Origin of the sequence: Vibrio jasicida CAIM 1864 = LMG 25398 (assembly GCF_000400365.1) — a bacterium.
GTDB lineage: Bacteria > Pseudomonadota > Gammaproteobacteria > Enterobacterales > Vibrionaceae > Vibrio > Vibrio jasicida.
In genome coordinates this window covers 22728-48048 of the sequence record NZ_BAOG01000018.1, presented here as the reverse complement: position 1 = coordinate 48048, position 25321 = coordinate 22728, and the positions used below count along the sequence as shown (strand labels likewise).

At 40.7% G+C, this 25321-nt stretch carries 25 protein-coding genes and 3 pseudogenes; 15 read left to right on the top strand and 13 right to left on the bottom strand.

The window, feature by feature from the left end; all coding sequences use genetic code 11:
- Positions 1 to 944: 944 nt before the first annotated feature.
- Positions 945 to 1217, top strand: coding sequence for a hypothetical protein (locus tag VJL_RS05105; RefSeq protein WP_050568819.1), 273 nt, complete (start codon positions 945 to 947; stop codon positions 1215 to 1217).
- Here VJL_RS05105 and VJL_RS28860 read toward each other — a convergent pair.
- A complete protein-coding gene (locus tag VJL_RS28860) occupies positions 1184 to 1378 on the bottom strand; it encodes a hypothetical protein (protein ID WP_138058905.1) in 195 nt (64 codons plus the stop codon). The genes VJL_RS05105 and VJL_RS28860 overlap by 34 nt on opposite strands.
- Positions 1379 to 1602: 224 nt before the next feature.
- Between VJL_RS28860 and VJL_RS29495 the strand changes: the two genes are divergently transcribed.
- From VJL_RS29495 to VJL_RS29950, 3 genes and pseudogenes are all read left to right on the top strand, one after another.
- Positions 1603 to 1758, top strand: coding sequence for a hypothetical protein (locus VJL_RS29495; protein ID WP_155398587.1), 156 nt, complete (start codon positions 1603 to 1605; stop codon positions 1756 to 1758).
- Between the two features lie 69 nt (positions 1759 to 1827).
- A pseudogene (locus tag VJL_RS05095) lies at positions 1828 to 2796 on the top strand (TAXI family TRAP transporter solute-binding subunit).
- Between the two features lie 791 nt (positions 2797 to 3587).
- Positions 3588 to 3818 (top strand): annotated as a pseudogene (locus VJL_RS29950) (GlsB/YeaQ/YmgE family stress response membrane protein).
- Between the two features lie 210 nt (positions 3819 to 4028).
- Here VJL_RS29950 and VJL_RS05090 read toward each other — a convergent pair.
- The 3 genes from VJL_RS05090 to VJL_RS05080 all read right to left on the bottom strand — a co-directional run bounded on the left by VJL_RS05090 (position 4029) and on the right by VJL_RS05080 (position 5795).
- Positions 4029 to 4277 carry a hypothetical protein gene (locus VJL_RS05090; RefSeq protein WP_038876174.1) on the bottom strand — a complete coding sequence of 83 codons (249 nt, stop codon included), beginning with the start codon at positions 4275 to 4277 and terminating at the stop codon, positions 4029 to 4031.
- 284 nt (positions 4278 to 4561) lie between these two features.
- A complete protein-coding gene (locus tag VJL_RS05085) occupies positions 4562 to 4867 on the bottom strand; it encodes a hypothetical protein (protein ID WP_152436620.1) in 306 nt (101 codons plus the stop codon).
- Entirely contained in the window at positions 4848 to 5795 is a 948-nt protein-coding gene (locus tag VJL_RS05080) for a hypothetical protein (protein WP_038876172.1), read from the bottom strand. Before VJL_RS05080 ends, VJL_RS05085 begins: the two co-directional genes overlap by 20 nt.
- Positions 5796 to 6126: 331 nt before the next feature.
- On the opposite strand from VJL_RS05080, the gene VJL_RS05075 reads away from it, so the two are divergent.
- The gene (locus VJL_RS05075; RefSeq protein ID WP_038876171.1) at positions 6127 to 6765 is read left to right on the top strand and encodes a recombinase family protein; all 639 of its coding nucleotides are present in this window, start codon (positions 6127 to 6129) and stop codon (positions 6763 to 6765) included.
- A gap of 103 nt (positions 6766 to 6868) precedes the next feature.
- Here the strand turns inward: VJL_RS05075 and VJL_RS05070 are convergent, their stop codons facing one another.
- From VJL_RS05070 to VJL_RS05050, 5 genes are read right to left on the bottom strand one after another with little or no spacing between them, the layout of a single operon-like run.
- A complete protein-coding gene (locus VJL_RS05070) occupies positions 6869 to 7288 on the bottom strand; it encodes an NUDIX hydrolase (RefSeq protein ID WP_038876170.1) in 420 nt (139 codons plus the stop codon).
- Positions 7288 to 8601 carry an adenylosuccinate synthetase gene (locus VJL_RS05065; protein WP_050568817.1) on the bottom strand — a complete coding sequence of 438 codons (1314 nt, stop codon included), beginning with the start codon at positions 8599 to 8601 and terminating at the stop codon, positions 7288 to 7290. Before VJL_RS05065 ends, VJL_RS05070 begins: the two co-directional genes overlap by 1 nt.
- Positions 8594 to 9262: an HAD family hydrolase gene (locus VJL_RS05060; RefSeq protein WP_038876168.1), complete on the bottom strand. Its 669-nt coding sequence runs from the start codon at positions 9260 to 9262 to the stop codon at positions 8594 to 8596. The genes VJL_RS05065 and VJL_RS05060 overlap by 8 nt, the downstream gene beginning before the upstream one ends.
- Positions 9259 to 10266: a phosphoribosyltransferase gene (locus VJL_RS05055; protein WP_038876166.1), complete on the bottom strand. Its 1008-nt coding sequence runs from the start codon at positions 10264 to 10266 to the stop codon at positions 9259 to 9261. The genes VJL_RS05060 and VJL_RS05055 overlap by 4 nt, the downstream gene beginning before the upstream one ends.
- Positions 10259 to 11023 (bottom strand): 1-(5-phosphoribosyl)-5-[(5-phosphoribosylamino)methylideneamino] imidazole-4-carboxamide isomerase, encoded by a 765-nt coding sequence (locus tag VJL_RS05050; protein ID WP_038876164.1) that lies wholly within the window; start codon positions 11021 to 11023, stop codon positions 10259 to 10261. Before VJL_RS05050 ends, VJL_RS05055 begins: the two co-directional genes overlap by 8 nt.
- A 307-nt stretch (positions 11024 to 11330) precedes the next feature.
- Here VJL_RS05050 and VJL_RS05045 point away from each other — a divergent pair.
- Positions 11331 to 11900 (top strand): annotated as a pseudogene (locus tag VJL_RS05045) (IS110 family transposase); the annotation flags it as partial.
- A gap of 422 nt (positions 11901 to 12322) precedes the next feature.
- Here VJL_RS05045 and VJL_RS05040 read toward each other — a convergent pair.
- From VJL_RS05040 to VJL_RS30465, 3 genes are all read right to left on the bottom strand, one after another.
- The gene (locus tag VJL_RS05040; protein ID WP_050568816.1) at positions 12323 to 12991 is read right to left on the bottom strand and encodes a ParA family protein; all 669 of its coding nucleotides are present in this window, start codon (positions 12989 to 12991) and stop codon (positions 12323 to 12325) included.
- 122 nt (positions 12992 to 13113) lie between these two features.
- On the bottom strand, positions 13114 to 13356 hold the full coding sequence (locus tag VJL_RS05035) for a hypothetical protein (protein WP_038876162.1): 243 nt from the start codon (positions 13354 to 13356) through the stop codon (positions 13114 to 13116).
- A gap of 68 nt (positions 13357 to 13424) precedes the next feature.
- Positions 13425 to 13661, bottom strand: coding sequence for an ANR family transcriptional regulator (locus tag VJL_RS30465; RefSeq protein WP_038876159.1), 237 nt, complete (start codon positions 13659 to 13661; stop codon positions 13425 to 13427).
- Positions 13662 to 14011: 350 nt separating this feature from the next.
- On the opposite strand from VJL_RS30465, the gene VJL_RS05025 reads away from it, so the two are divergent.
- From VJL_RS05025 to VJL_RS05000, 6 genes are all read left to right on the top strand, one after another.
- On the top strand, positions 14012 to 14650 hold the full coding sequence (locus VJL_RS05025; RefSeq protein ID WP_152436619.1) for a recombinase family protein: 639 nt from the start codon (positions 14012 to 14014) through the stop codon (positions 14648 to 14650).
- The gene (locus VJL_RS05020; protein WP_038876157.1) at positions 14644 to 14985 is read left to right on the top strand and encodes a DUF723 domain-containing protein; all 342 of its coding nucleotides are present in this window, start codon (positions 14644 to 14646) and stop codon (positions 14983 to 14985) included. Before VJL_RS05025 ends, VJL_RS05020 begins: the two co-directional genes overlap by 7 nt.
- A 502-nt stretch (positions 14986 to 15487) precedes the next feature.
- Positions 15488 to 15727, top strand: a complete 240-nt coding sequence (locus VJL_RS29945) for a hypothetical protein (RefSeq protein WP_227741119.1) — start codon at positions 15488 to 15490, stop codon at positions 15725 to 15727.
- Between the two features lie 319 nt (positions 15728 to 16046).
- Entirely contained in the window at positions 16047 to 16169 is a 123-nt protein-coding gene (locus tag VJL_RS30460) for a transposase (RefSeq protein ID WP_369385746.1), read from the top strand.
- 210 nt (positions 16170 to 16379) lie between these two features.
- Complete coding sequence (locus VJL_RS27735; protein WP_081634919.1) at positions 16380 to 16874, top strand: hypothetical protein; 495 nt, start codon at positions 16380 to 16382, stop codon at positions 16872 to 16874.
- A 306-nt stretch (positions 16875 to 17180) separates the two neighbouring features.
- Complete coding sequence (locus VJL_RS05000) at positions 17181 to 17546, top strand: hypothetical protein (RefSeq protein WP_038876156.1); 366 nt, start codon at positions 17181 to 17183, stop codon at positions 17544 to 17546.
- Positions 17547 to 18221: 675 nt separating this feature from the next.
- On the opposite strand, the gene VJL_RS27520 is transcribed toward VJL_RS05000, so the two are convergent.
- Positions 18222 to 18884, bottom strand: a complete 663-nt coding sequence (locus VJL_RS27520; protein ID WP_050568815.1) for a winged helix-turn-helix domain-containing protein — start codon at positions 18882 to 18884, stop codon at positions 18222 to 18224.
- 452 nt (positions 18885 to 19336) lie between these two features.
- Between VJL_RS27520 and VJL_RS04990 the strand changes: the two genes are divergently transcribed.
- The 3 genes from VJL_RS04990 (at position 19337) to VJL_RS04980 (ending at position 25187) form a co-directional block, all read left to right on the top strand.
- Positions 19337 to 20311 (top strand): SNG1 family protein, encoded by a 975-nt coding sequence (locus VJL_RS04990; RefSeq protein WP_227741118.1) that lies wholly within the window; start codon positions 19337 to 19339, stop codon positions 20309 to 20311.
- A gap of 63 nt (positions 20312 to 20374) precedes the next feature.
- On the top strand, positions 20375 to 24067 hold the full coding sequence (locus tag VJL_RS04985; protein WP_038876152.1) for an RHS repeat domain-containing protein: 3693 nt from the start codon (positions 20375 to 20377) through the stop codon (positions 24065 to 24067).
- Complete coding sequence (locus tag VJL_RS04980; protein ID WP_038876150.1) at positions 24057 to 25187, top strand: RHS repeat-associated core domain-containing protein; 1131 nt, start codon at positions 24057 to 24059, stop codon at positions 25185 to 25187. The genes VJL_RS04985 and VJL_RS04980 overlap by 11 nt, the downstream gene beginning before the upstream one ends.
- Positions 25188 to 25321: the final 134 nt, after the last annotated feature.

The following is a 25321-nucleotide window of genomic DNA, read 5'->3' as shown; positions in this document are numbered from 1 at the left end:
TTTTCTTGACGTGTTAACGACGTTCGGGTGAGTACATGATTTATTATGTTGATTTGCTGGTTCATCCATACTACATTCTTACGCCATAATATCAGTGTGTGCCTTGGGGCACTTCTTACTGCCACCAATAATGCATCAGCCTGTTAACTCAAAGAGCCTGCTGTAATGTCTTTTTTCATTGTGTTCTCAGTTCTTTTGCCTACGGCTCATTAGAACATAGGTGGTTGACCGAGAAACATAAAGAAATAGTGCCTGATTCACTGGCATATCATGAAAGTCACTATTTGATAAAAAACGTAAAACCAACCCACTTTCAAACCAATCTAGCTGCAGAACGTTTATGACCTGCGCTTTCGCCTCCAATTTAAGCTGAGCCAGTTCATTCAGGTACTTGTGACATTGAGAAAGTGAGTACAGCTCTGAGTCGTCTTCGTCGGTCCACATCACCACTTAATCGATCACGTTCAGTGCCGCTTCTTGTACGCTGGCAAATTCACTGACGCGAGAAATGGCCGGCACGCCTTCATCGTCATAGACATATATATTCACTACATTTCTCCAAAAAAGTGGAGGGTTATTTGGCGATGGCAGCGACTAAAGCGAGAACGCCAAGTAATATTGAGATCAACACAATTTTCCATGGACACCAGATGATTTGGAATATTGCGCAGCCCTATTTTTTGCTGAAGATATTGATGCTCTTGAGCGCTTCCTCAAAAAGCCCTCTCTCTTGTCATATGCACATTTACTGTCATTGCGAATATCGAACACTTCCAGTGGCTGTCAAAACGAGATATACAGTCTGTGAGCTTTAAAGAGTACGCTTTCTTTCCCCCCCTAAAAACGTCGCCTTTATATCTTTTACGCTAGCGCAATTAAAAAACATATCTCATACTTATTTTATTGAAAAATGAGACTTTCCATCTCACTTAATGGAGCTAAGAATGCGACGTCTGCACCCTATCGATTCGCTGGTGATAAAACTTTTAGGCAAACAAGGATTGATTAAAAGAGAAGCGCTGAAATACCTCAATGATAAGGTATACCGCTTGACTCCCGAAGAAGTAGAGTTCGCCATGCAAGAAGCATCACGAGCAGGTCAAAAAGCAAAAGAAGCTTATATTGAGCAGCTTATTGAACGTAAGCGTGAAACGTTTTTCACCGAGCTTAGCCATCAACTGAATCAACCTTTGTCGCACCAAGATAAATCAGCGTGATGGTCAGTAGCCTCATCACGCTTACTAACAACCCATTGAACGATAAAGGCTAAGCTGAGGTCCGCCTGATTCATGGTCTCGATAAACAACCACTCACATGGCGTTACCGACGCATACCCTGACTTTAAAAGCATGGCATTTACTTTTTCAATGTTAACCATTAAATCAATCCCCAAAAAAAGAGCCGCCGCAAGCGGCAGCTCGAAGATCGTCAATGTGTCATTTAAGTCACGTAGTGATTGACTTAGTACAGTTTCAGCCTGTAGACACAGAGTAACGTTATCTGAGCGTGAATATAAGCACATGAGTGCATGTGTGTGTTTTATTTCACACTTTCTCTTCGAAATTGGTGGCACTGCCCTTCTGTCCTTATCGCTGCATGAAAATGAGACAAGCAGAGCCACCTTGTCTTACGAAAGCACGAGACCCAACCATCGTAGCAAGAGACTGGATGAGCGTCACTGTGATTCTAAAAATCATTGTTTTCGAGTTCTTCTTCTCTATCAGCGCAGAGTGGGAACTTGTTCGCTATATTTATTAACAATAGGAAACTCCAAAAGTTATTTTTGGTTACTTTCGGAATAATAATGAAGATAAGGAAGATAAATTCATGGCACTTAACACACTTCTTAAGGCAGGCGTTATCGCCACTGCCGTGATGAGCGCTGGTACTGTCAACTCTCAAGAGTTTATTACTATCGGTACGGGCTCTGTTACCGGTGTTTATTACCCTGCTGGCGGGGCTATTTGTAAACTGGTGAATAAAGGGCGTAGAGATCACAACATTCGCTGTTCAATAGAGTCAACTGAAGGTTCAATTTACAACGTAAACACTATCCGTGCAGGCGAGCTAGATTTTGGTATCGTGCAATCAGATTGACAGTACCATGGCTATAACGGCACGAGCAAATTTGCCAAGCAAGGTCCATACAAAAAACTGCGTACCATGTTCTCTCTTCATACCGAACCTTTTAACATCATCGCACGTGCAGACTCTGGCATCGAGAGCCTTCAAGACCTTAAAGGGAAACGTGTCAACGTCGGTAACCCAGGCTCTGGTGACCGTGCGACAATGGGGGTAGTGATGAATGCGATGGGCTGGACGAACGACAGCTTCAAGCTCGCATCTGAGCTAAAAGACTCTGAGCGCTCACAAGCCCTATGTGACAACAAGATCGACGCGTTCATCTACATGGTTGGTCACCCGAACGGCTTAATCAAAGCAGTAACAACGTCTTGTGATGCCAAACTCGTTTCTGCAGCAGGACCAGAGGTCAATGAGATTGTAATCGGCCACTCTTACTACACATCCAGCACAGTACCTGCTGGTATGTACCGTGGTACAGGCCAGAACGTAGACAGCTTTGGCGTTGCAGCAACCATGGTAACAACTTCTGATGTTTCAAATGATGTGGCTTACAACGTTGCAAAAGCGGTATTCGAAAACTTCGACATGTTCAAACGTCTACACCCTGCATTTGCAAGCTTAAAGAAAGAAGATATGGTAAAAGCGGGCCTTTCGATTCCTCTTCACCCTGGAGCAGAGAAATACTACAAAGAAGTAGGCCTGCTTAAGTAACTGCTGACTTCAAGCTCAGTCAAAAAACGAACCGAGCAAACTGAAGTCGAAGTGCTTCTGGTCCATATTAAATATCGTCAAATAAGGATTGATACCTCATCGCTTTTCTCCGTCCTGTTTGATGTAGGCCCTCATCACCGTGTCATGGGCGACTTGCAGTTTTTTCACGCTGTAATAAATGTTGCGTCTAGAGGCGCCAGTGATAAACGATGCCAGCTCATAGGTGTGACCATGTTTTATGCGCAGTGTACCGCTTCGCGCATTGGCTCTGGAAACTCCCGTTTAGAGTAAAGACAACAAAGCCTCAAGCTTTTCTAGCGTACTAACCACCGACGTTGACCCTTCCAACCGAGTCGAAAGCTTGGTGACTTGTTGAGAGAATGATTAGTTCTCAAATTGTAATGTCGAGCAGTGTTCTTCAAGCTCCTACTGCTTGGCTTTGACTTCGTTCACGTAGTCCTGGTTACTTTCGATTTTCAACTCAGACTTCGCCAGTTCAGTACACAGCGTTTCGTTGCTCTAGACTCTAACTGAATGATACGTTGACGCAGCTCCCCTTTCAGTAATATGGCGCAGTGGTCAAATTGAATTGATGTAAAAATCAATCAGGTAGATTGAACAGGTGCAAACCCTGAGCAGTTAAGTGATGCATTCCTGATCGTATAACAAAAAATGAGAATTGACAGACTCACTGCAATCAAGATTTGTCATCAATACCAAAACAATGAATACACCATTCTGAATCATGCACTATGATTAAAATCATAATAGGCTGATAAGGAAATGAAACAATAGGTATTTTATCTTGGATTATTCTCGGTTTAATCGCGAGCGCCTTAGCCAAATGGCTTATGCTTATGCGGAGGCTGTATAGCAACAATCCTCTTAGCTGTGGCAGGTGCATTTGTGGGCGGATTTTTATCAGACTTAGCGGTACTGACGGCATCAACATAAGCAGTATTACAGCAATGCTTGGGGCCTTGCTCCTGCTCTTTGCTTACAACAAATCCTTGAGAAACTAGCGTTGGCGTCAACGTACAAATACCACAGGAAGAGCTATGCTTGAAGTGTTTGTCATTGCAGTCATCATTATTGCCGTACTCAAGTTGATGGGCGTTAACTTTCGATAACCACACGCTCTTTATTCGTAGTAAGAGGTAGGACGATTTCTGCCAATCTGTAGCAATCAGAGAATGGAGCTGGCATAAAATGAATAATTAACAGCGACTCAACTACAGAGACTGCATACAAACCTTACGCGTTTGCTCTACAGAAGACATGATCAAACAAAAGTTGACCCCATCTTTAACAGATTCAATCCGATAGAAAGGCTTTGTTTGGCCATTTAAGTAAACGGTGATATGTCGCTGTGATATCGTCAAATCATAGTAGCATTGCTTACTTGTTAGACGGGTTCCGTAGACAGTAAACCCTTCCTCACTTGCATATCGACTAATCAGCTCAAGCAACTTTTTGATCATGAAAACACCGTTCAGTTTAAACACTGGACGCGAATATATATTGAACAAGTAGAGTTAAATCAGAGTAGAGTAAAAGCTCAGTCATGATAACATCATGCCTGCAAATGAATTCATGCATTACTACTCATCTAGTCCAGCATTATATATGAATACATTAAGGCTTGGTTATTTACCTTAAGTATTCGTCACTTACTTTTCTAACTCTTCTCTGCGTAAGAGACGACCCTCTGAGCCAATAGCCTCTTCATCACAAGAGGCTTTCGATTGGAAAATCCATGGGTTGGTTAGAAGTAAAAACGCGTTCCAAACAAAATCTGAGTTTTATCATCCTGCGCCGAGCCGTCACCATAGATATCTTCCGTCGCCATGTTGTAGTTAACCTCAGCAGAGAGAACAACTTGAGGGTGAATGAAATATTTCACACCGCCAGCAATCTGGAAGTTAAAAGCATCTTCGTCTTGATTGAGCGCTTCACTGTAAGCATATTGCGCTGCCGCACCGATGAATGCCGTTTTATCATTTCCCCCCCTTAGTCCCCAAAAGGCATACACCACGATAATACCGCTTTGATCATACAAATTTCTCTGCAATCATTCGCTTTCCTGTCGGCTCTAATGATTGAATAATGTTTTTTTGAGGATAAAAGTAGCCTTGGACAAGAAGAGAACAATCATTAATCTCACCGATTTGAACTCTTACTGAGAGCTCTTCACCATCTTGCCATGTATCCCTCACCCGCGCCTTACACTGCTCTCCTCGTAATTCAAAGCTGAATTCAGAGACCTCAGCTTGATCCTTAGGTTGATAGTTTTTGATGGCTGTACTTATTAAGGTGTTAGATATTTTCTCGCGCTTCTTGGCCGAAATCATTTCTAAAGAGCTTTCTTTTATAGGACCGTAGACTCCACTTTGATTCAGTGCCTCTAGTATTTTTTTCATGTTTCCGCCAGTATGCGGACTGACGAAAACAGAAGATCGAGATCCATGAGGCTTCCCTAATATCTCTGTTCTCATATTCCACCATGTCTCTGCGACTTCAGCATACTTAGCAAGCTTGGTCTGCTCTTCCAGAAACCACCTTATAGCGTCTTTACCTCTAATCGTTCCATCCCCTTCCAACTCAATGTCAATGGCTTCTACAACTACTGGATGAGAATGATCGGAGTACAGAGGGGAATCTAATTTATAAGCCTTCAGCCCAGGTAATCCATTCGCATACTCGATAATTTGATTTACCTCATCTTCCTCATAGGGGCAGGTTACAAACCCTCGAACAAAGTATCTCGTATGGTCAATTCCACGATAAAGGGAGTTTAAACACCGGCCATCAAGAGCGAATGGTGCTGGTATAGAAAGGATAGGATGCCAGTAAGGATAAGAATCCACACAATTCCCAAGGCGCTCTAAAACGACATTGAATGCATCTTTTGCTGCTTGAGGATCACTGACGTTTTGAGTGAGATATTTCATAGCAGCAGTGTTGGCCACCGATGAAGTGTTTTTTTGTCTAAATTCCATAATTCACAACCCCAAAACTTCCCCATTAAATAAATTTACGCATAATCACATTTTATGTAAATTAAATGAATTTGCAAGTTGCGAATTACTTAAAGTAGACAAATTGGTTTACTTTAAGTACACCTAAAACATACCACTGTAATTTTACCCATGCACCTATAATTGAACAGTGTATATAACAACAGTTGTCAAGTTAAATGTTAAAACTTTTCGTATGCCACTTAAGTATACCCAAACACCATAAGCTAGATTTGACACCAAATACTATAATGTCATAACCTAAATGACATATACATTAAGATCATAATCTATATGTCACATAGGGGAAGTTATGTACATCTTTGGATACCTTAGAGCATCAACAAGTGATCAGAATGCAAAACGTGCACAGAATACCTTGCAAGAGTTTGTACAGCAAAAAGGTCACCGTGTTGCGGGTTGGTATATTGAAAATGAATCAGGTGCATCTTTGCAAAGACCTGAACTTTTGCGATTACTTGATGATACGGCAATTGGTGATGCAATCATCATTGAGCAAATAGATCGACTTTCACGCTTAGATGAAAAAAGTTGGTTCACATTGAAAGAAATGCTGAACAAGAAAGAATTGAAAGTGATCAGCCTAGATCTACCGACCAGTCATATCGCCCTCTCCACTCAGGTGACCGATGAATTCACAAGTTCAATGCTCAAAGCCATCAACAATATGATGATGGATATGTTGGCGGCCATTGCTCGAAAAGATTATCAAGACCGCCGTCGCAGACAAGCAGAGGGAATAAAAAAGGCGAAGGAGGAAGGGAAATATCGAGGTAGACAGCCGAACCTTGAACTCCACAAGAAGATTTATCAATTAAGAGTCGTCAATAAGCTCAGTATTCATGACACTGCAAAGCTAGCTAATGTCTCTCCTCGCACCGTCATACGTGTTGCCCAAAAGCTATCCAAAGAGAGTAACAGTGACTTTTGAGCGATAAAAGAGGGGGGGGGGGCGAAGAAATCATCATGTTATAATCTGTCATTGCCGATATCCCTAAAACTGGCTTCAACATGACCGTTTATAGAACTGCATCTTAATCTTCAATTATTATGGGGAAAGTGAGAGTGATTTGTCTGTCAAGGGCAAGGGGAATTAACCAACGTAAGTTCCAAATGCAGTCCTTGGGTAGTTGGTTTGTGTCACAAATGTGAACCTCTTCTTTTTCGACAGTTTTTACGTCATAAACTTTATCGCATATTGAATAGAAAAAACTCACCTTATACTTTCCTCTTCTTTCCAGTATACAGAAAAGCTTCCACTCTCTATTTTCTGTGAGAACTCCCGTCTCCTCTCTAAACTCACGACTCATTGCTGCTATGGCTGTTTCTCCTATCTCGATTTTTCCACCGATACCGTTGAATTTGTCTTTTTGCCAATAAGGAGACAGTTTTCTGATAAGGGCAACATGACTCAAGTCTTGTGAAAACATAAAACCTGTTACATATTCAATCATTAGAAAACCTCTTCCTCGTTCATGTAGTTGTAAAACTCTTCGCTATTTCTCCTTTTTAGTGTTTGGCTCCTATCTGGCCCATACGAAACATAACGAATAGTTACACCTACATAGTTCTCTATAAATGATAAGTATTGTAATAATTCGTTTGGCATTTCTTTTATACTATTGAATTGAGTTCGCTCCCCTAGATGAGGCCAAGGATCCAATTCATGATAGATAGGTGTCACTTTATCAAAGTGCAGCAATGCTTCATCAACACTCACTTTTTTCTTACCTAAAGTATACCCAGTACATACTTTTATCTTGGATTCTCCTCCCAACACATCTACGTTTGTAATAGCGATTTCAGATACACCATTCATCTGTACTGCGTGATAAATTAAAGCTAGATCCAACCAGCCAATTCTTCTTGGTCGATTAGACACTGTCCCAAATTCATTGCCCTTTAGCCTAATTATGTTGGCATCTTTATCGTGTAGTTCTGTCGGCAAGGCACCGTTGCCAACTCTAATTGTATAGGCTTTCATAATACCTAGCACACTCATGTTTTGGGCTGGAACTCCTATCATAGGAAAACAACTTTGAATTAATGTTTGATAAGCAACAGTATAGGGATAACTTCCAAAACTATTATCTAAAAATGTAGCTTGGGATGACTCCAACAAAACATCATGCCCTGATGAGATTAGGTCAGAGATTATCTTATTTGTAAAACAAAAGTAAGGTTCCAATCTTTTCCCCAAAGTAATTAAATTTTGTATTTGTTCTTCAAAATCTAATGTTAACCGCCCTCCGAAAACTAACTCTATTTGTTTGCTTCTAATATCCCAAACAATTTTTAATTTTTCTCTTAGCGTAATAGGGTCTATGGTATCTATTAATCGAATACCTAATCGATTCGACTTATCTTCAAAACTTGCACCAACACCAATACCAACAGAACCGATTTTTTTAGCACCTCTATAGGACTCAGAGGATTTATTTAGCTCTGAATGCAGTGGCATTACAATATGACAACGGGGGTCTATAAAAATATTACTATCTGGACAGATTTTCTCTATGATTTTTATTTCATCTAGCATTTTTTCCATGCTGACCAACGCACCTTGGCATACATATAGCTTCTTATTGTTATGTACGGTTGCGGGAATCTGAGAAAAAGCAAATCGTTGTCCATTAACTTCAACAGTGTGCCCGGCATTTGCTCCACCATTAAAGCGGGCAATATGCTGGTAGCTATCAGAAATCATATCGACAAACTTCCCTTTACCTTCATCACCAAACTGAAGACCAACAACTGATTTAAACATAACTGCTCCTTAAAATCGTACTTTCGGCTAAAACTATTGCTTCGTCCAATGTTTTCGCGACCGGTTGACCTGTGGCCTTTAAACGATCATAACTATATGTTCCTCCTGAATATAATATTGATTTAATACCGGCAGTTTTAGCAGAATAAGCGTCATCTACTGTATCACCAATCAAAATTATAATTCTTTTATCGATATTTAATCGACTTACCAACCAATTGATGTGAGCTTCTAAGTGTTTTTCTTTCCCTTCTTTTAATAATGGATGACTTCTACCTTGTATTAATGAGAAATAATCTCTAATACCAAAGCTTTCAACCATGGATAGAAGTAAATCATTTTCCATTAATGAACAAATTGATTGACTTTTAACGTTTTTCAATATGTGCATAGCCTTGTCTGCAAGAGGAGCTTTTATTACTTCTGGCTTATAAATTTCATTGAACTTTTGACCTATCCTTTTCCACTCACCTCTTGTTGTAGTTCTTCCAATAATTTTGTGATAAAAATCGTCAACAGGAACACTATAATTTTCTTTATAACAAAGCGAAGTTATTTTAGGTATATTAATTTCAGACAATGCTTCATTTGTTGCGTTTAGAGATACGGAGAAGTCATTGAGTAATGTCCCATTCCAATCCCATATGATATGTGGTTTCATTTTAGTTTACTCGCAATCACTAAGTTAAAAGAACTATCTAAATCAGATAATAATCTCAAAATTGAATAAGAGTAATACTTCCATATCTCAACTGTTGTATTTCCAGTGGGGGGAATATTGGTTAGTTGAGCAAGTAAATTATGATGCCTGACAGACCAGAAAGATATTTCATCAAGATCATTGTAATCAAATATGTCTCCTGTATGCTTATATCCTTTAACTCTCAGAACCTTATCCCAATGAAGCTCCACGGAGCCCAAGTATGCTTCTATACCAAATTTATCTAATAATAACTGACGCCCTCTAAACAAGGTTTTTCCTGTTCCACAATTATCATCAAGAAGAAGGACATTTTGTGTTTTATTGATATCATCACCAAAAACCTCATAGCTCGATGAAGCTTTTTCATCATAACAGGAAATCTTTATATAATTTAATTTAGCGTCATGATAGGCACTATATATTGCAGCAGGAGCTCCTCCGCCAAGCAATACGCCCACACAAACATCATACTTCCTGAAGTCCTTTACTGCTAGTAATGAAATGAAGTGGTTATCTCCTTCCAAATAGATTCTTGGGTAAGAATCATACAGGTTACTTACAAAAGGAGTTTTGATTTCAATCTTACTTTGAATGGAACCTCTTTCAATATAGCTAATTATATTTCTTGAGCACACTATGGCACTTTCAATATACTGATTGGTGAATTCATAGCACTTTGATGAAATCAACACGTCAAGAAGCCTAATGACAAAGTTAAATAAATGATCGATTAATATATATTTTGTATTAAGACAACTTGAACTGTTGTATGTTTTAATTGTCGATGTTATTTTTTCTAAAATTTCGTAGGAGCTTAATCGTTTGTAATATATTTCGCCTCGAGAATAGATGTTAAAAGCATCAATTTGGGGAAGGTTAAAGTCAACCAAATAATTTAGTTCAATGTCTGAGATTGAAAATGTCACTCCGCCTAGGATATTCACTCTATTTAAACTAACCATTTATTATTTCATCCAAGTATTCAACAAATTTACGGAGTGGAGTGTTGTTGGTATGAATAACTTGTCCTAAAACTGTACCTTCTGCTCCGACATTAATTAGACTGGTTATATCCTTCAAACTAGCAACACCACCTCCAGATATGACTGGTTTAGTTGTTATTGTTTTTACGTAATCTATCAAATCAACATTTGGCTGTAGCATCGTTCCTCCGCGGTCAACATCGGTAACAACATAACGTTTACAGTTAAACTCTTCTAGTTGTGCGATTACCTCACTTAACTCGCTACTTATACGATTCCAACCGTGAGTAGATAGATGATAAGAGCCATTTACATTTTTTGCGTCTATAGCAACTGCAATATACTCTCCATATTCATTTATCAAGCTTTTGCACAAATTTGGTGAGTCAGCAATAACTGAACTAATATTTACTCTATCACACCCAGATTTTAAATATTTATCTAATAATTCTCTAGAACGAATTCCTCCACATACTTGAGTTTTCAAACATCCATTCAAATTATCTAAGAGGTTTATTATTACTTGAGTGTTACTTCCTCGACCACAAGCCGCATCTAGATCTACAATATGTAACCACTCTACGCCACTATCATGATATTTTTGAGCAACTTCAAGTGGAGAGCCTATTTTTACTATTTTCGAACTAGCATTTTTTGCAATACTAATGGCTGAGTTAGAAACTAATGCTTGCCCGTTCACAATATCTAAAGATGGATATAATTTAAAGTTGTTCATCGTTAATAAAAAATCATAAATAGTTGATATTAACTTACATGGAGTAGGATAAAATCAAAGTTATTTTCACTAAATAAATTTCTTTTTGTGACATTCCATCTTATTTATAAGGTAGATAACTAACTATAATAAAGATAATATATTTAGAACGGCGTTGTTGCCTAAATCAGTTGAACCTTTTCCAAACCCTGCGATCTGATCTTTTTTGATGGCTTTGATGTGATGGAAGCACCTCCCTTCTAGCACCGATGCACCAAATTAATGGTGCAACCAGTAAGAACAGGAGTAATCATCATGTCTATTAAAGTTGTCGGCATCGATATACGATATAGCCAAAAACCTCTTTCAAGTATGCGTGTTGAGTGCTGATGGACAAATCTTGTCAAACCGAAAGGTAAAGTGTGACAAGCTTCTTGATACAGTCCGTCAATTTCCAAAGCAAACGGCTATTGTGATGGAATCATGCGCAACTTCGCATCATTGGGGAAGAATATTTCAAGAGCTGGGCCATAAGGTCGCTCTTATCCCAGCTCAGCACGTAAAACCATTTGTTGGGCGACAAAAGAACGATGCCAACAATGCGAGAGCTATTTGCGAAGCCTTTTCAAGGCCCGATATTCATTTTGTTCCTGTTAAGTCTGTTGAGCAGCAAGACCTCAAAGCTATACGCAATGTTCGTATACGTTTAGTGGAAAACAGACAGAGGACTTGCCGCTGAGTACGGCGTGGTCTGAAGTGGTCTACTAAATCACTGCGGAGTCATTTGCCGTCAGCGATTGAAGATGCTGAGAATCAGTTGTCTCATGTTATGAGAAGCTTACTGCAAACACTGTGCCGTAACCTTATCAATATCAGCGACGAAATTGATGAAGTTACCTCTGCGTACTAACGGACGTCGCAACCTACACGCTTACCAAAGAGTGCCAAACAAGAACGACAGCCAGTGTCATTATTCGTAACATCGAGAAACAGGACGTCATGGCGTTTGCTATTGATCGCCACACGTGCGCTTTACTTACCCTCTCACCATGCCACGCCAGAAAAGCCTTCGCCCACTCAAGAGATATAGCCTCTACACTCTACGTCCTTCAGTTCTACGCCGGTCAAGCCGCGCCGACAGCAAGCATCGAGACTTGTGGCATCGATTTTCCCCTTCGCGTGCACCACATCAATGACACCGACTCCCTCTTTAGTAAAGTGATAGAGCACTACTCAGAGGCGTTGAAACGAGTCAATCAATTGCAAACACGTAGCCCTGAGCTTGATATGTGGGTGCGCCCTATCCAACGCTCACCGCCATCACAAGCATTCCAACCACTCAATAACCTGTCGCCAGAGCTGAGGGTCGAGCGTCACAGGGAGCGCTTGTTTATCGAAGAAAGCCTCTTGATAAAGAACATTTTCGGAAATCTTACCAAGGGTTGGGTATTGCCGAAAGTGTTGCAACAATTGCTCAGTGCGCTCTACACGCTCATCATGCGTAGCACAACGATTCATAACAAACGCTAAAGCAATCTTGCGAGCACTCAATATGCCAGATTCAATAAGATCTTGGATAAAAGGTAAGCTGGTGTGTAAATCCAACGGCGACGGTGACATCGGCAATAATATGGCGTTGGTAAAATACGTGTATCTTTCCATTTCTTCCTGGCTGAAATTGGAAGGCGAGTCGATAACAATAAAGTCAGAATCTCGACGCACTTTAAGCGTCATCGCGATATTAGAGAAGCTACGCAGTGACGGCGGATAGGACTGAGAGCGACCTGGCAATGCATTTTTAGCCCAGTCATGGCACGAACACTGTCTATCAAAATCAATCAATTCGACCTTGTAGCCTAAGTGACTCAAATGACTCAGCAACGCAGCCGCGCAAGTTGACTTCCCAACCCCACCTTTCTGGTTCATCACTAAAACCTTCTTGGCTTTACTGTAATGTAAACTAATCTTATCTTGCTTCCTGCTGTACAAAGGCGCTCCCTTCGATAAATGCGTTCTGCTCTAATACAGTAAATATGGTTCATCCCTTCGATGAAGCAAAGACAAAGCAAGTCAACGACGGAAATACCCATCCCATGCTGAGCTGACCGAGACTAAGCAGTAGGCAAACTAACATTTTCAGAGAATAAAGGCTCGGAAGCTAAACAGTGGGCAGTAAATTGGTTAGCGAGCACCGTGTGCGATGGGTGCTTGTCGACCCATTCCACCACCGTTTGGTAGCGTAATGCGGTGACGGAGTTGGTATATTGCAACGCTTGCCCTACCCCAATGCATGCAAACATCACAACACTCATCATGATGATTTTCACACAAAATCGCGGCAATTGACGCATCATCGGCGTTCCTCCATTGACTAATACGCTTAACTCATTCGAGTTCATCCATGATACAAAGACATAGCCGCTTAGCCGCTAACTCGCCTCTTGTGCCACATGTCTTGTTTCTTTAATACGGGACATTGTCGCCTTGATCGGGCTCGTCCTAGACAAAACTCAAAACGGGCATGAGCCCAGTGAGCCTGAGGGCTTCCTTCTTTCGCCAACGCGAACGCACTTTGCCACGCTTCACAAGCTTCAGACCAATCATGCTGCTTTTCAAGTTCACAAGCGATAGACGCAGATTTTAGGTAAGTAAAGTTCAAACACTTCTTCCTTTCTCAGATGCAAAAAAATGATTGTCCCCCCATTCTCGATACATCCAATCTACACCTCGATGGCGCAGGCATAGGGAACGTTTCAGTGGGAAGAAGTTGCACCAATGAGGGTATCAAACACGATCATGAAAAAGTAGGGCGCAACCTCTTCCTCTACAAGCATAGCAGCCATATATGATGACAGAGAAAAATGTCATAACGTAACCTCTGAAACCACCGTTTTACTTGGGGATTCCTATCAGAGTGCACCTTTAATGCACTGGGTAAATTTAGTGCACTAAATTCGAAAAATAAATGTATAATGCACCAAAATAACCAAACCAATGTAAAATGCACCAATGAATCACAATATCCGAATTTATGGTTACTTAAGAGCCTCGACCGACGAGCAAGATGCCTCCCGAGCAAAAAATGACCTGATTGAGTTTGCTGACAAAATGGGTTATCCCGTTGCCTATTGGTTTGAGGAGAACGAATCAGGGGCTCGATTACATCGCCCTGAACTATTTCGTCTCCTTGACATCGCAATATCAGGCGACATTATCCTAGTTGAGCAAGTTGACCGAATAAGTCGCCTGAACACCAAAGACTGGGAACAACTCAAAAACATCATCGCTAATAAAGGATTGAAGGTCGTCGCATTGGATTTACCGACCAGCCATCAATTTATGCACACCACCGACGAGTTTACCGATCGCATGCTGGCTGCTCTCAATAGCATGATGCTCGACATGCTAGCCGCCGTGGCCAGAAAAGATTATGAAGACAGGCGTCGCCGCCAAGCGCAAGGCGTGCAACGAGCAAAGCAAGAAGGAAAATACAAAGGTCGCCCAGTTAATATCAAGCTGCACCAGAAGATAGAAGGTTTGCTGCAAGATGGGAAAAGCTACAGTCAAATCGAAGCATTGATAGGCTGCTCCAGGCATACAATTTCTAAAGTCTCTAAATTACTCAAAGCAAACAAGGCATCATGTTAAAACCATCACGACAAGATCGAGAACAACGATTTATCCAAAGAGCCAGACAGAAGTACGGCAATCAATACGACTATTCCGAAGTGAAGTACGTGAACCTAGCCACACAGGTCAAAGTTATCTGTCCCAAACATGGGCCTTTTCATACGTCGCCAAAAAACTTTCTTGCCGCCGTCAAGAAGATTGGTTGTCCCCTATGCAGCCGAGCTCAGGGTGGGAAAAGAAGACCTCAAACATCCAGTGAGGGTAATGAATCGAAAGGTTGCGGCACCGATAACTTCAATGTTCGAGGTGGTACAAAACAGCATCAGGATTTGTTGTTGAAGGTGTTTGGTTAAGCCCTCTATTTTCGGGGATGCTCTATAAAAATACAATACTTAACCTTCCTAACATTTTCTGTTCCATTGATGCTCAAATCCCATAACCAGCGTCTTAGATGACGCCCCTATCTATCACGCTCTTAGAAGGTTCTGTTTCTCCCATATTTAATGATGTATTTAGTTGATTAACTCCCTTTCCAACTGTTCCGAGCTATCCCGTCAAGCTAAAACGGCCACAAGTGTATAACTTCCAGTTGGTTGCAGTAGTAAAGCTTAGGCATGTATCGAGATCAGGTCCGTGAATAGAGTTACTAGTTTAGAGTAGAGCTGTTTGGATGTCGTCCCATAGATTAAACGACATCCAAACAGAATAAAAAAGCACGCTTTCATAATTGCAAGTTTTGGCTCCATAAAAACCAATACAAAACACGATGCACTTAAGCTGGCATAAAAAACACACAATCATTATTGATTTTAATTTCAATGTTAATGCGCAAAAGTTCAGTTTGGAGAATATCTAATGAAAAGAAAATTTTCACTTTTGAGACTAATTCTGTTGTCCTTCAGCTCTCAAGCGGCGACCAACAATCAGCCTGAAATCGATCCATACACGTATTTGTTATACGGTGCAAAAACAGAAAGCAACGCTCATATCGATGTAAAAACATTCACTGGCAATACGGAAATTATGGCTATCAGCCATCCATTGAAGTCAGTGCGAGCGCTGCCGGTCAAGCCAATGAGTACAGTGTTACAGTAAACCAAATATTCAATGAGATAACGGATTTGAAACGAACGCTACTCAAATCAGACGGGCTCACGGACGATGATTTTATTGATTTCTTAGCGCACCAGTACGTACCTAAATTAAAACTACCCCCTAGAAGCCTGAAAAATGGTACGACAGAGGTGACGGAAGAGGGTACCAACATAAACACGGTAAGTTGTGACTTTGTTGGGTTATTTGATTCATCAAACAACAAAGTATTCGAAACACACAACGTGCCAGAAGGTGCCCCCTCTGGCAGGATAGTTGTCACTATTAAAAATTAACCAGTTAGGGCGTAAGTAGAATTCATTTGTCTCGCTATTCTCCAGAAAGAAAAGAAGCCATACTCAAGAAATTGTTGCCTCCATATCCTCGCTCCATTTCTGAAATGGCAAAAGAAGAAGGCATCCCTGAAGCGACACTGTACAATTGACGTAAAGCATTGAGAGAGAAAGGAGCCGAAGCGAAACAGCAATCTCGAGCGGACAAGCTTGAGATCAAAGCTTTGCAAAAAGAGCTTCGAAACAAAGAGAAAGCGCTAACGCTATTAGTTCTGCGAAAAAAACTGAGCGCCTTTTACGGGGAAGAGGACGAGACTGATTAACGTCAACCAGTGAAAAGCAGGCCTGGTTGAGTAAAGAGGATGTCAAAGAGCACGCAAGAAAGTGGCAGACCGAGCAGTTATACAGCGACAGCACCGAAACAGGTACTGACGTGGGATATCACTTACTTGCCAGCAGTGGTGAGAGGCCAACACTACTATCTGTACCTTATTGAAGGCATCTACAGTCGAAAAATCATGGGCTATGAAGTCTTCAACGATGAAAGCCAAGATGGAAGAGCTTGGGTAAACAGGTTCGTAGAGTGGTACAACAATGAGCATAAACATCGAGGCCTGAACTACGTGACGCCCTCAGAAAGACATGCGGGTAAGGATGGTGAGATCTTACAAAAAAGAGCGGCGGTTCTAGAGGTACGCCGAAAGCAAAATCCTGAACGTTGGTCAGGAGAAATCAGGAACTTTCCTTTGGTAAGCATGTTGAAGAAGCATACTAACATCGCTCTATATACATTCCCCTCTTACAAGGAAAACTTAACATTCACAGCCTTAGTTCAGAATAAACCCTCCAAAAATTGATAATACACTCCAGTAAAGTCCAGCTTCTTTCGGCTCCTTAGATAAGTTTACTTGTCATTTGGAACAATTCCTTTAAAAAACCTTTCAAAATAAAACCCAACCACAATCACTCAAATTTACTTCGAACTAGACCACTACATTGAAAATCATGATACTTTGAGATTCCTACCCTTTAAAAGTAACCAAACAATATAAACTAAAAACTACCTTGACGATAAAAAAATCGATTTGAAATATCATCATTATAAATTTACATTAACCATACATAAAAACGTGACACCAACCCAAAGATAAAGAAAAAAATAATTGGTTAGTATCTTTGTTAACTATGAATTTGACGTAACCATCAAAATGACTTATAACCTGAATAAAATTATACAGCTAATTGGATATAATGTGAAAACACTTTGTAATGCATTAAATCAACTTTTCCTTTCGACTTTATTTTTAGCTTCTCCTATAGTTTTTTCTGCTGAGACACCATTAATTTTTTCAGGAACTATACCTGGAAAAGTTCAAGCTCCTAAAGACGTAAAAGTTACTGGAGAAAAAATTCAATGGTGGACTGATGAGGGGCTAATAAGCGCCCCACTAGAATCTAATGAAATGTTTGAATTAAAAAAAGACATTGATAGAGGAAAATCAAGAGTTATAATAGCGTTAAAGATGTAGCTAAGTTATCGCATTAATGAATACCGCAATTAAATAAACACCAAATTAGTAACTTAGAAAACTTACCCCTTCGTTATCAACAAATTATTAAACCTATATTAAATAGACACCTTTAATTAACAATAACTTTCCTTAATAATATTAATGTCATTAAAGTGATTTATAAACTATAATCCATTTATATGGTATAGATGATATGACATATGTCCATGAAAATAAACCCGAGTATACACTTTTTCATTATCAAATAGTAATATATCAGCATACCCAAATTCAAAGTTAAAAAAACTCATTTCGTGATAATAACCCATTAATGATAGATATCTACTATGTGAAATAAGCGTATTTAATTTTGATTCTATTATACTATGTCCCGACTTTAACCAGAAATAACACCTTTCTGAAATACAAAATAAAACCTTAAATGATAAATGGAAGGCACCATATGTTTCCATACTATCTTCTTTTATAACAATTATTTTTGTTAATGTTTTACTAGGTTCGGCTTTAATATATGCTTTAACCCGAGCTTTTGATTCAGTTAGTTCGATGCTCGTACTTTCAAAAAAATACTCTTTTGATGTATTGTTACTCGATGAAATTATGATTATGATTATGATTATGATTATGATTATGATTATGATTATGATTGTATTTATATTTTTCAAAATAATGCTACTGACCTTTAGAAATTATAAAATTAATTTCCTCTATTTTTCTTTCAAAAGAAACATTTGAGTAAGTGAAATTTATGGCCTCCTCACTTCCAGATAAAAGAAAAATGGAGATGTAACCAGAATTAAAAAAAATTTCACAATTACAATCTATTTGTGAAAGTAAAGAAAGGTTCATCTTGTCGACATAACTAGTAGAGTACAATACATTACCATTTTTAAGAGCGTAAACTTTTATCTCATCTGTCTTGTAAGGAAAAACCAAACCGTCATTAAATAAAAAAAACAAGCTCGAAAAAAACAAGAAAAAAATTATCCCTGATACATTTAAAAAACTTCTTTTTTGTTTTTTAACAAGGGAAGGTTTTTCAGTCTCGATAATGTTCATATTTAGCCTATACCCCAACCTAGGTATAGTAACAATAACATCCTGTTCTGGTAATAAACTCTTTAGCGCGACTCTTAAACTATGAATGCTCGTAGTTAGAGAGATTTCAGTAACAATTGTATTTCTCCAAGCATATTCCAACAAAAAATCTTTTGATAAAACATCACCTTCATTGGCTAACAAAGCCTCTAAAACAAGAGCATCTCTATAGCCTATTTTTTTCTTTCGACCGCCAAATGACAAAACACTTTCATTTCTACTAAATATAACCTTCACCCAAGTTTACCATTGTATAAAAGTTGATATTTTTATTGAAAGTAACCGTGAACTCAAGTGAAGTTACAAAAAAACGGAACGAATGCCTTTTTTTTATATATTATTTGTTGTTTTTACATTTTTAAATAATTTTCAAACATCCACTCTCCTAGTTACACTCTTGAATGGTTTGATGTTATAGGATTAATAATTCGTAATATAGATATTTTAGCTAATTTAATGGTTATATTTAACCTTCTAGGTAAAGAGTGTTTTTTAATTTAAAAAACATGTTTTCTTATTTATTCATTAAAACCATGAAGGGAGTTATAATGTTAAATTTCAAAAAAAACTTATTAAGGACATTACCATTAACCTTAATTTCTGCATCAACATGTGCGGCAATTAATAGCAGTTATGAGGTTTCGTCGATCACACTCAGTGCTGACCACAATGAAAGCCTAGGAGTTCCGATGGCTTTTTATGCGAATGGGAAAATGCAATCAAAGCTGAATGTAACCATAGCCTTTTCGGATCAGTATGGCTCACCAGTGACGGTAACTGACGACGAAGTAAAGGATTCGATCTCGTTCTATTTAAAGAGCAATAGCGTCCAACTAGTCGAAGACATAGACTGCAACTATGAAAGCAATTGTTGGGGTTATACCTACAATGAAAATGATTACGCACACCAAATTGGTGGTGTATACCTTAACGAAGATAGCTTACCGAACTCTAAAGTCTCCACTACGGCATCAAACAGACTCACCGCTTGGGTGTACAGTAATGAGACTGCTCAGTACCGCCAAGTTTGTGCTCTAGTTAAGTTTAGCGATGGAAGCGATTACGACAGCTGTGAGTACCCATACGATGAAAATGCTATATATCAGGGACTTGAGGAAAAGATTTACAGTGCCTCTGAGTTTACTGATATTGGAGAAGGGACAAAAGTCTGGGAAGACGCTGGTGATGATTTTTACTTCTCTAAAGCGGAAATTCGTAACTTCTACATAACACCAATAGATACCTCATTCGCTATGACCAAGGTAGCCATGGATAGCTGGGAAGAATCGCACAACGACGAGGTGTTCTTAGACGACCGATGGCTCGGTTGCTATGGTGACTGTCCAGACGGAATCAAATCAGTGAAAGGCTACATTTTTGTACCAGGCAGCCAGCGTACTGTTTCAGACGAATTTGAGTGTAACAGTGCAGCAGATGAATGCCGTACCGCAACTTGGACTGTGAATCAGACGTTGCGCTCTGTAACGTTAAGCCAGCTCCTTTATTCACACAATAATACTTCGATCAATGATACTCAAAGAGAGTACCGTTTCACCGCTTTTGATCAATATGGGAATCGAGCTCCTCTTAAATTGACCTACCCAGAAAGTGAGTTTCCTGATCAAGATTGGGATTACACACAGTGGAATCTAGTTAACCAATAATTTTCCGGCTCTAGAGAAACGTTAGCCTACAACGTTAGGCTAACTTTGCCTAAAGGAGGCACTATGTCTAATTGGACTTCAAATGCATTTAACTTTGATAGTTTTTGCTCAGGAGGGGTTGATCAAAGAACAAGAAGCTATTCTTATCAAATTCTTCTCGGTTCCTTAGTCGGCAACTGGCTAAAAGGCCCTAACCTTGATATTGCTCTGCAATTTTCCCCCTACTCGACAGATAACCTAGGTTTCGGCAAAGGTTGGAAGTTAAATCTTCCAAGGTACGATATAGAAAATGAACAACTATATCTCGCAAATGGGCAGTCCTACCGAGCAGAACTAGGCACAAACTACAAACTTGATCTCCGCTACAAGAAGCTGCTCGACTTCTCTGTAAAAGGCGATGCCAGCGGTTATGAAATTGCTTATCGAAATGGCCGTAAAGATATCTTAGATGACCACGGTAGCCTAATTAAAATCATTCAAAGTGATGGCCATGCTTTGCATTTTTCTTGGTTAAACATCGGCTCAGAAAAACGTCTGAGCAAAGTCTGGGACGATCGCACATCAGAAAGCCAACCACTATTATTAATAGTATATGTTGACCCGAGCCGAGTGAACATTTTCACCAACATTGGCAGTACACATGAAGCGTATTTCAGCCTTATCTTGAACAACAACAAGCTTGTTCAATGTGACTTGCCTGAAAACGTCGGCAGTTATGACTTTAGTTACAACGACATCGGTGTTTATACTTTGATTCAAGACATCACTCATCCTTGTGGGATGCTTGAGCAACTTGCTTATGACGTAAGTGGGATACAAGTAGACTCCACTACCTACCTCCCAGCGGTGACTTCTCATCGTGTACTGACTCAAAACTCTCCCATTATTACGACGGAATATAGCAGCGTAAATTCCGATAGCCGAAATTTTATGGGCTACGGTGCACCAGGAGGCAGTTTAAGTGAAGGCGTCGATAACTTACTGGAGCGTGGGGTCGAATACACATACCGCGTGCAAAAAGTGGAAGGCGGGACGATTAAGACTATTCAAACCTACAACCAATTCCACTTGCAGGTTGAAGAAGCACGTCTGGTAAACGACACACTTGTCCATCTAAAAACACTTAACTATCCAGCGCTTGATGGTGAGAGTTTTGCCAACCAGCCTGCTCAATATGCTTTAATCAGCCAAGAAGATCAGACTTGGTCATCGGGTGAAGATAGTCATCTACAAACTCGTCATTGGGAGTACGATCAGTACGGTAACATGTTGTCTTTCAAAGATGAAAACAACATTACTGAGAACTATGAATACTACTCAGCACAAGGTGAATTGGGATGTCCGGCCTCTCCTTCAGGCATGGTAAACTTTGTTAAATCTCGCACCCTAAATAATGGCTCTGAAGAACGTAAGATCTCCTATGAGTACGGTGAAACGACAGGTTTCAACAACCAAAAGGATGTCATGTTGCGTTTGGAAAATGCTCATGGCCGCTACCAAAGCCATTACAGCTACCACGAGGATAAAAACGAGGCGTTTTCTCTAGGTCGTTTAGCATCAATCAAGAACGATATCATGCATGCAGATGGTACCTTCTCAAAAACCTCAAGCTATCAGTATACCTTGGGCAATGAGACGGTCGAGGAACATGAAGAACTGGTATGCCACGACAATACCAAAACTAACGTCATTGTCGGCCATTATTTTGATATCGGCGAAATAGCTCATCACGTGGACGCAGATGGTGTTCGCTGTAGCTTTGAATATGACTCGCTACGTCGTACTAAAACCGAGCGTATTGATGGCAGTGCAGCACGCTCATACCAATACCTTGCCGATACAAACCAAGCTAGACAAACTTTGGTGCTGACCGACTGTAAAGGCAACTTATGCGAACAGAGTTGGGATGGCCAAGGCAGAGAGTTAGAAGCGAAACTCGGCAACACAACCACTTGGAAGAAAGAGTACGACGCACTCGGCCGTCTAGAAAGCAAGAGCTCATTTGATGATCTTCCCGATAGAAATGCACGCTCGATTTCTGTCACCCAAACCGAAAGGTATGAATACGACGATTGGGGTCAGATTAAAACCACTACGCTGCCGAATGGCAATCGTCACATTGCATTTAACAACCTCGCAAGCCGTCAAAAAACACAAGGCATTGAGGGCTTAGCGTTAACAGTTAGCAATTTAAACAGCTGGGGATTGGAAGATAGGAAGCAACAGGGTGATCGTGTTTGGCATTATGAATACGACGCTTGGGGCCGACTGACAAAAGAAACCGATCCTGCGAGTCAATCGAAAAGCTATCAATACGACAAGTTTGATCGCACGATTCATATTACTCAAGCGAACAATGTGGCTCAGCAAATCACCTACGCAGCGCATACTGATCAAACGCAAGTCACCAAACTAGAGATAGGTTCACAGATCGTTGGTCAGCGTGACATCGATGGGTTGGGACGACCTCTTGAGCTTCGTCGAGGGGCGAGCAATCAAGCTTCTTTAGCGTGGTCGTACGCAGACAGCAGTAATATTCCAGAAACGGAAACCAGCTTATCTGCGCCAACAAGACGCTTTACTCGTGATAATCAATTAGGTGTTCTCAACGAGAAAGAATCCGACGATCAGTTAACAATATACCAGTACGATCCGGTTTCTGGCCTGCCAACTGGCAGCCAAGATAGCAACGGCAGTCGCAGCATGATCACGTATTCCTCGACCGGCCTACCTGAGTTTGAGGATCATGACGGAAGTATCCGCCAATATGTTTACTCAAAAGGCGGCGTGATTTCCTCCATTCAAGGAACGAGTGACAGCCGTCAGTTTGGTTACGATGAGCTTGGCCGATTGGTCAAATTAAATACGGACAACGCTACTGTTGAATACGAACACGATCAATTCGATCGCATTAGGTTAGAGCGTTTGACATCCGGTAATCAAACACAAACCACCGAAATCGAATGGGACGAATACAGTCGCGTAGTAAGCCGTGCGGTGGCACTCAACGACGTTTATATCTTTGAGCAGTCTCAAGACTACAACGAGTTAGGCCTACTTTACTCTAGAACCCAAGAGAGCACGACGTTGGGTAACGTTACAGAAACCTATACCTATGATGTTATGTCACAACTTACAAATGTTGTTTTCTCAGGTAATGGGCCACTAAGCGAATGGGGCCAATCCATTATTTCTTTTGAATGGAGCTACGATGACCTTGGTAATGTATTGACCCAACGCTGTGTAACTAACGAATCTCAAGACTTCGCGAATTACTATTACGAAGCGGATGATCCAACACAGTTAACACGCATCACTCACACGCACCCTCAACTTCCTAGTCAAACCGTACTGAAATATGACCAGAACGGAAACATGATTCAGGATGCCGAAGGTCGAGAGCTTCGTTACGATCACTTCGACAAACTCACTAGCGTGTTGTCCGGCAATACAGAATGGCAATACTCATACGACAGCAATGATCGCCTAATCCGACAACATTCTGGCTCCGACAGTCGTCAATTTGAGTATTTATGGAGTGACCTCGCGTCTATCGAAGAAAATGGCAGCATCACCCACTACATCTACGATGATGGCGTGCCGAAATGGTCAGAGCAAGGTTCAGTGGTCTCTATGCTAGCAACCGATCAAAACGGTTCTGTCATCGCTTACAACACATCTGGTCAAACTGGCTCGATGTACCGCTACTCTCCATATGGACAACGCGAACAGGTGGGAAATACCAATGAGCAATAAAGATTCTGTATTCATTACTCCGCTTAATCGACGTGAATTTCTGATTAAAATCGGCCAAACCAGTGCAGTAGCTGGCGGAATTTCATTACTACCAACCTCTGTACGCCTTGCAATGGCGCAATCGATGACGGTACTCCCTTCACACCTAGGCTTTAACGGTGAGTGGTTGGACCCAGCGCTTGACGGTTATCATCTGGGTCAAGGTTATCGTATCTACCAACCTAAGTTGATGCGCTTTAATGCCCCGGACAGCCTCGCACCATTTAACGGGGGCGTGCATCATGCTTACGTTTACTGTCACAACGACCCTATCAACTTTACTGACCCAAGTGGCCACTTAAACATCAGTAAAATCCTGTTTGGTACATTCGGACTTATAACTGGGTTTATAGGGATAGCGCTTGCGGCGCCAACCGGAGGCTCAAGTTTGGTTCTCGCAGCCGCAATAACTGGTGGCATTGCGAGCATGACCAGTGGCGCCCTTCAAATAGCCTCTGGAATTATTGATGACGGCGACATCTCACGTAAACTAGACATCGCGACTATACCATTCGACATTATTGGCGTGGTCAGTGGAGGTTACTCAGCTTACAAATCGGTACAAAACTTACGTTGGGTAAGAGCTGGCGGGGCTTTAGAAGATGTTACTCAACCAGGACTAGGCTCACGGCTGTGGAATAAAATTCGCCCATCTGGCGAGTACAACCTTGAATGGGCACGCAAAACAAACCCTGCAATGAGGCTCGGAAGCTCGGAAGGCCAGGTTATTGCAACCAAAATGGTACAAGGCGGCAAAACCATGACTTATACGCCTCCTCCGATTCACGGTGGTTTTACTAAGATTCTGCTTGGCCAAGTGAAAGTAGGCGCTCGGGGCTATACGATCTATCAAGGCATTATGACTGCTCAATCTATCGGCAATCTTGGTTGGTCAGTGGTCAAAACCATCCCTGGGAGGCTGGACAATGAAAAGTTAACATCCGGCAGTACAGTAACTGAAGGAAGAAGTGCAAACCCTGAAGCCAGAAAAACTCAGATGTATTCTTTAGAAGAAACTCGTCAACGCATTAAATATGGTAACGATGTACAACAAATGATACGACAATTACCACTTTCATAAAAACATAGCCAGAGCCAATGCTCTGGCTTTGCATTTTTTCCTTAGACGCTCCCCAAAAAATATATTTACACGTTGAAGGTTCATTATAACTATTTCATCACTCAATAGTTTTTATAAACGAGCTCATGTTTATC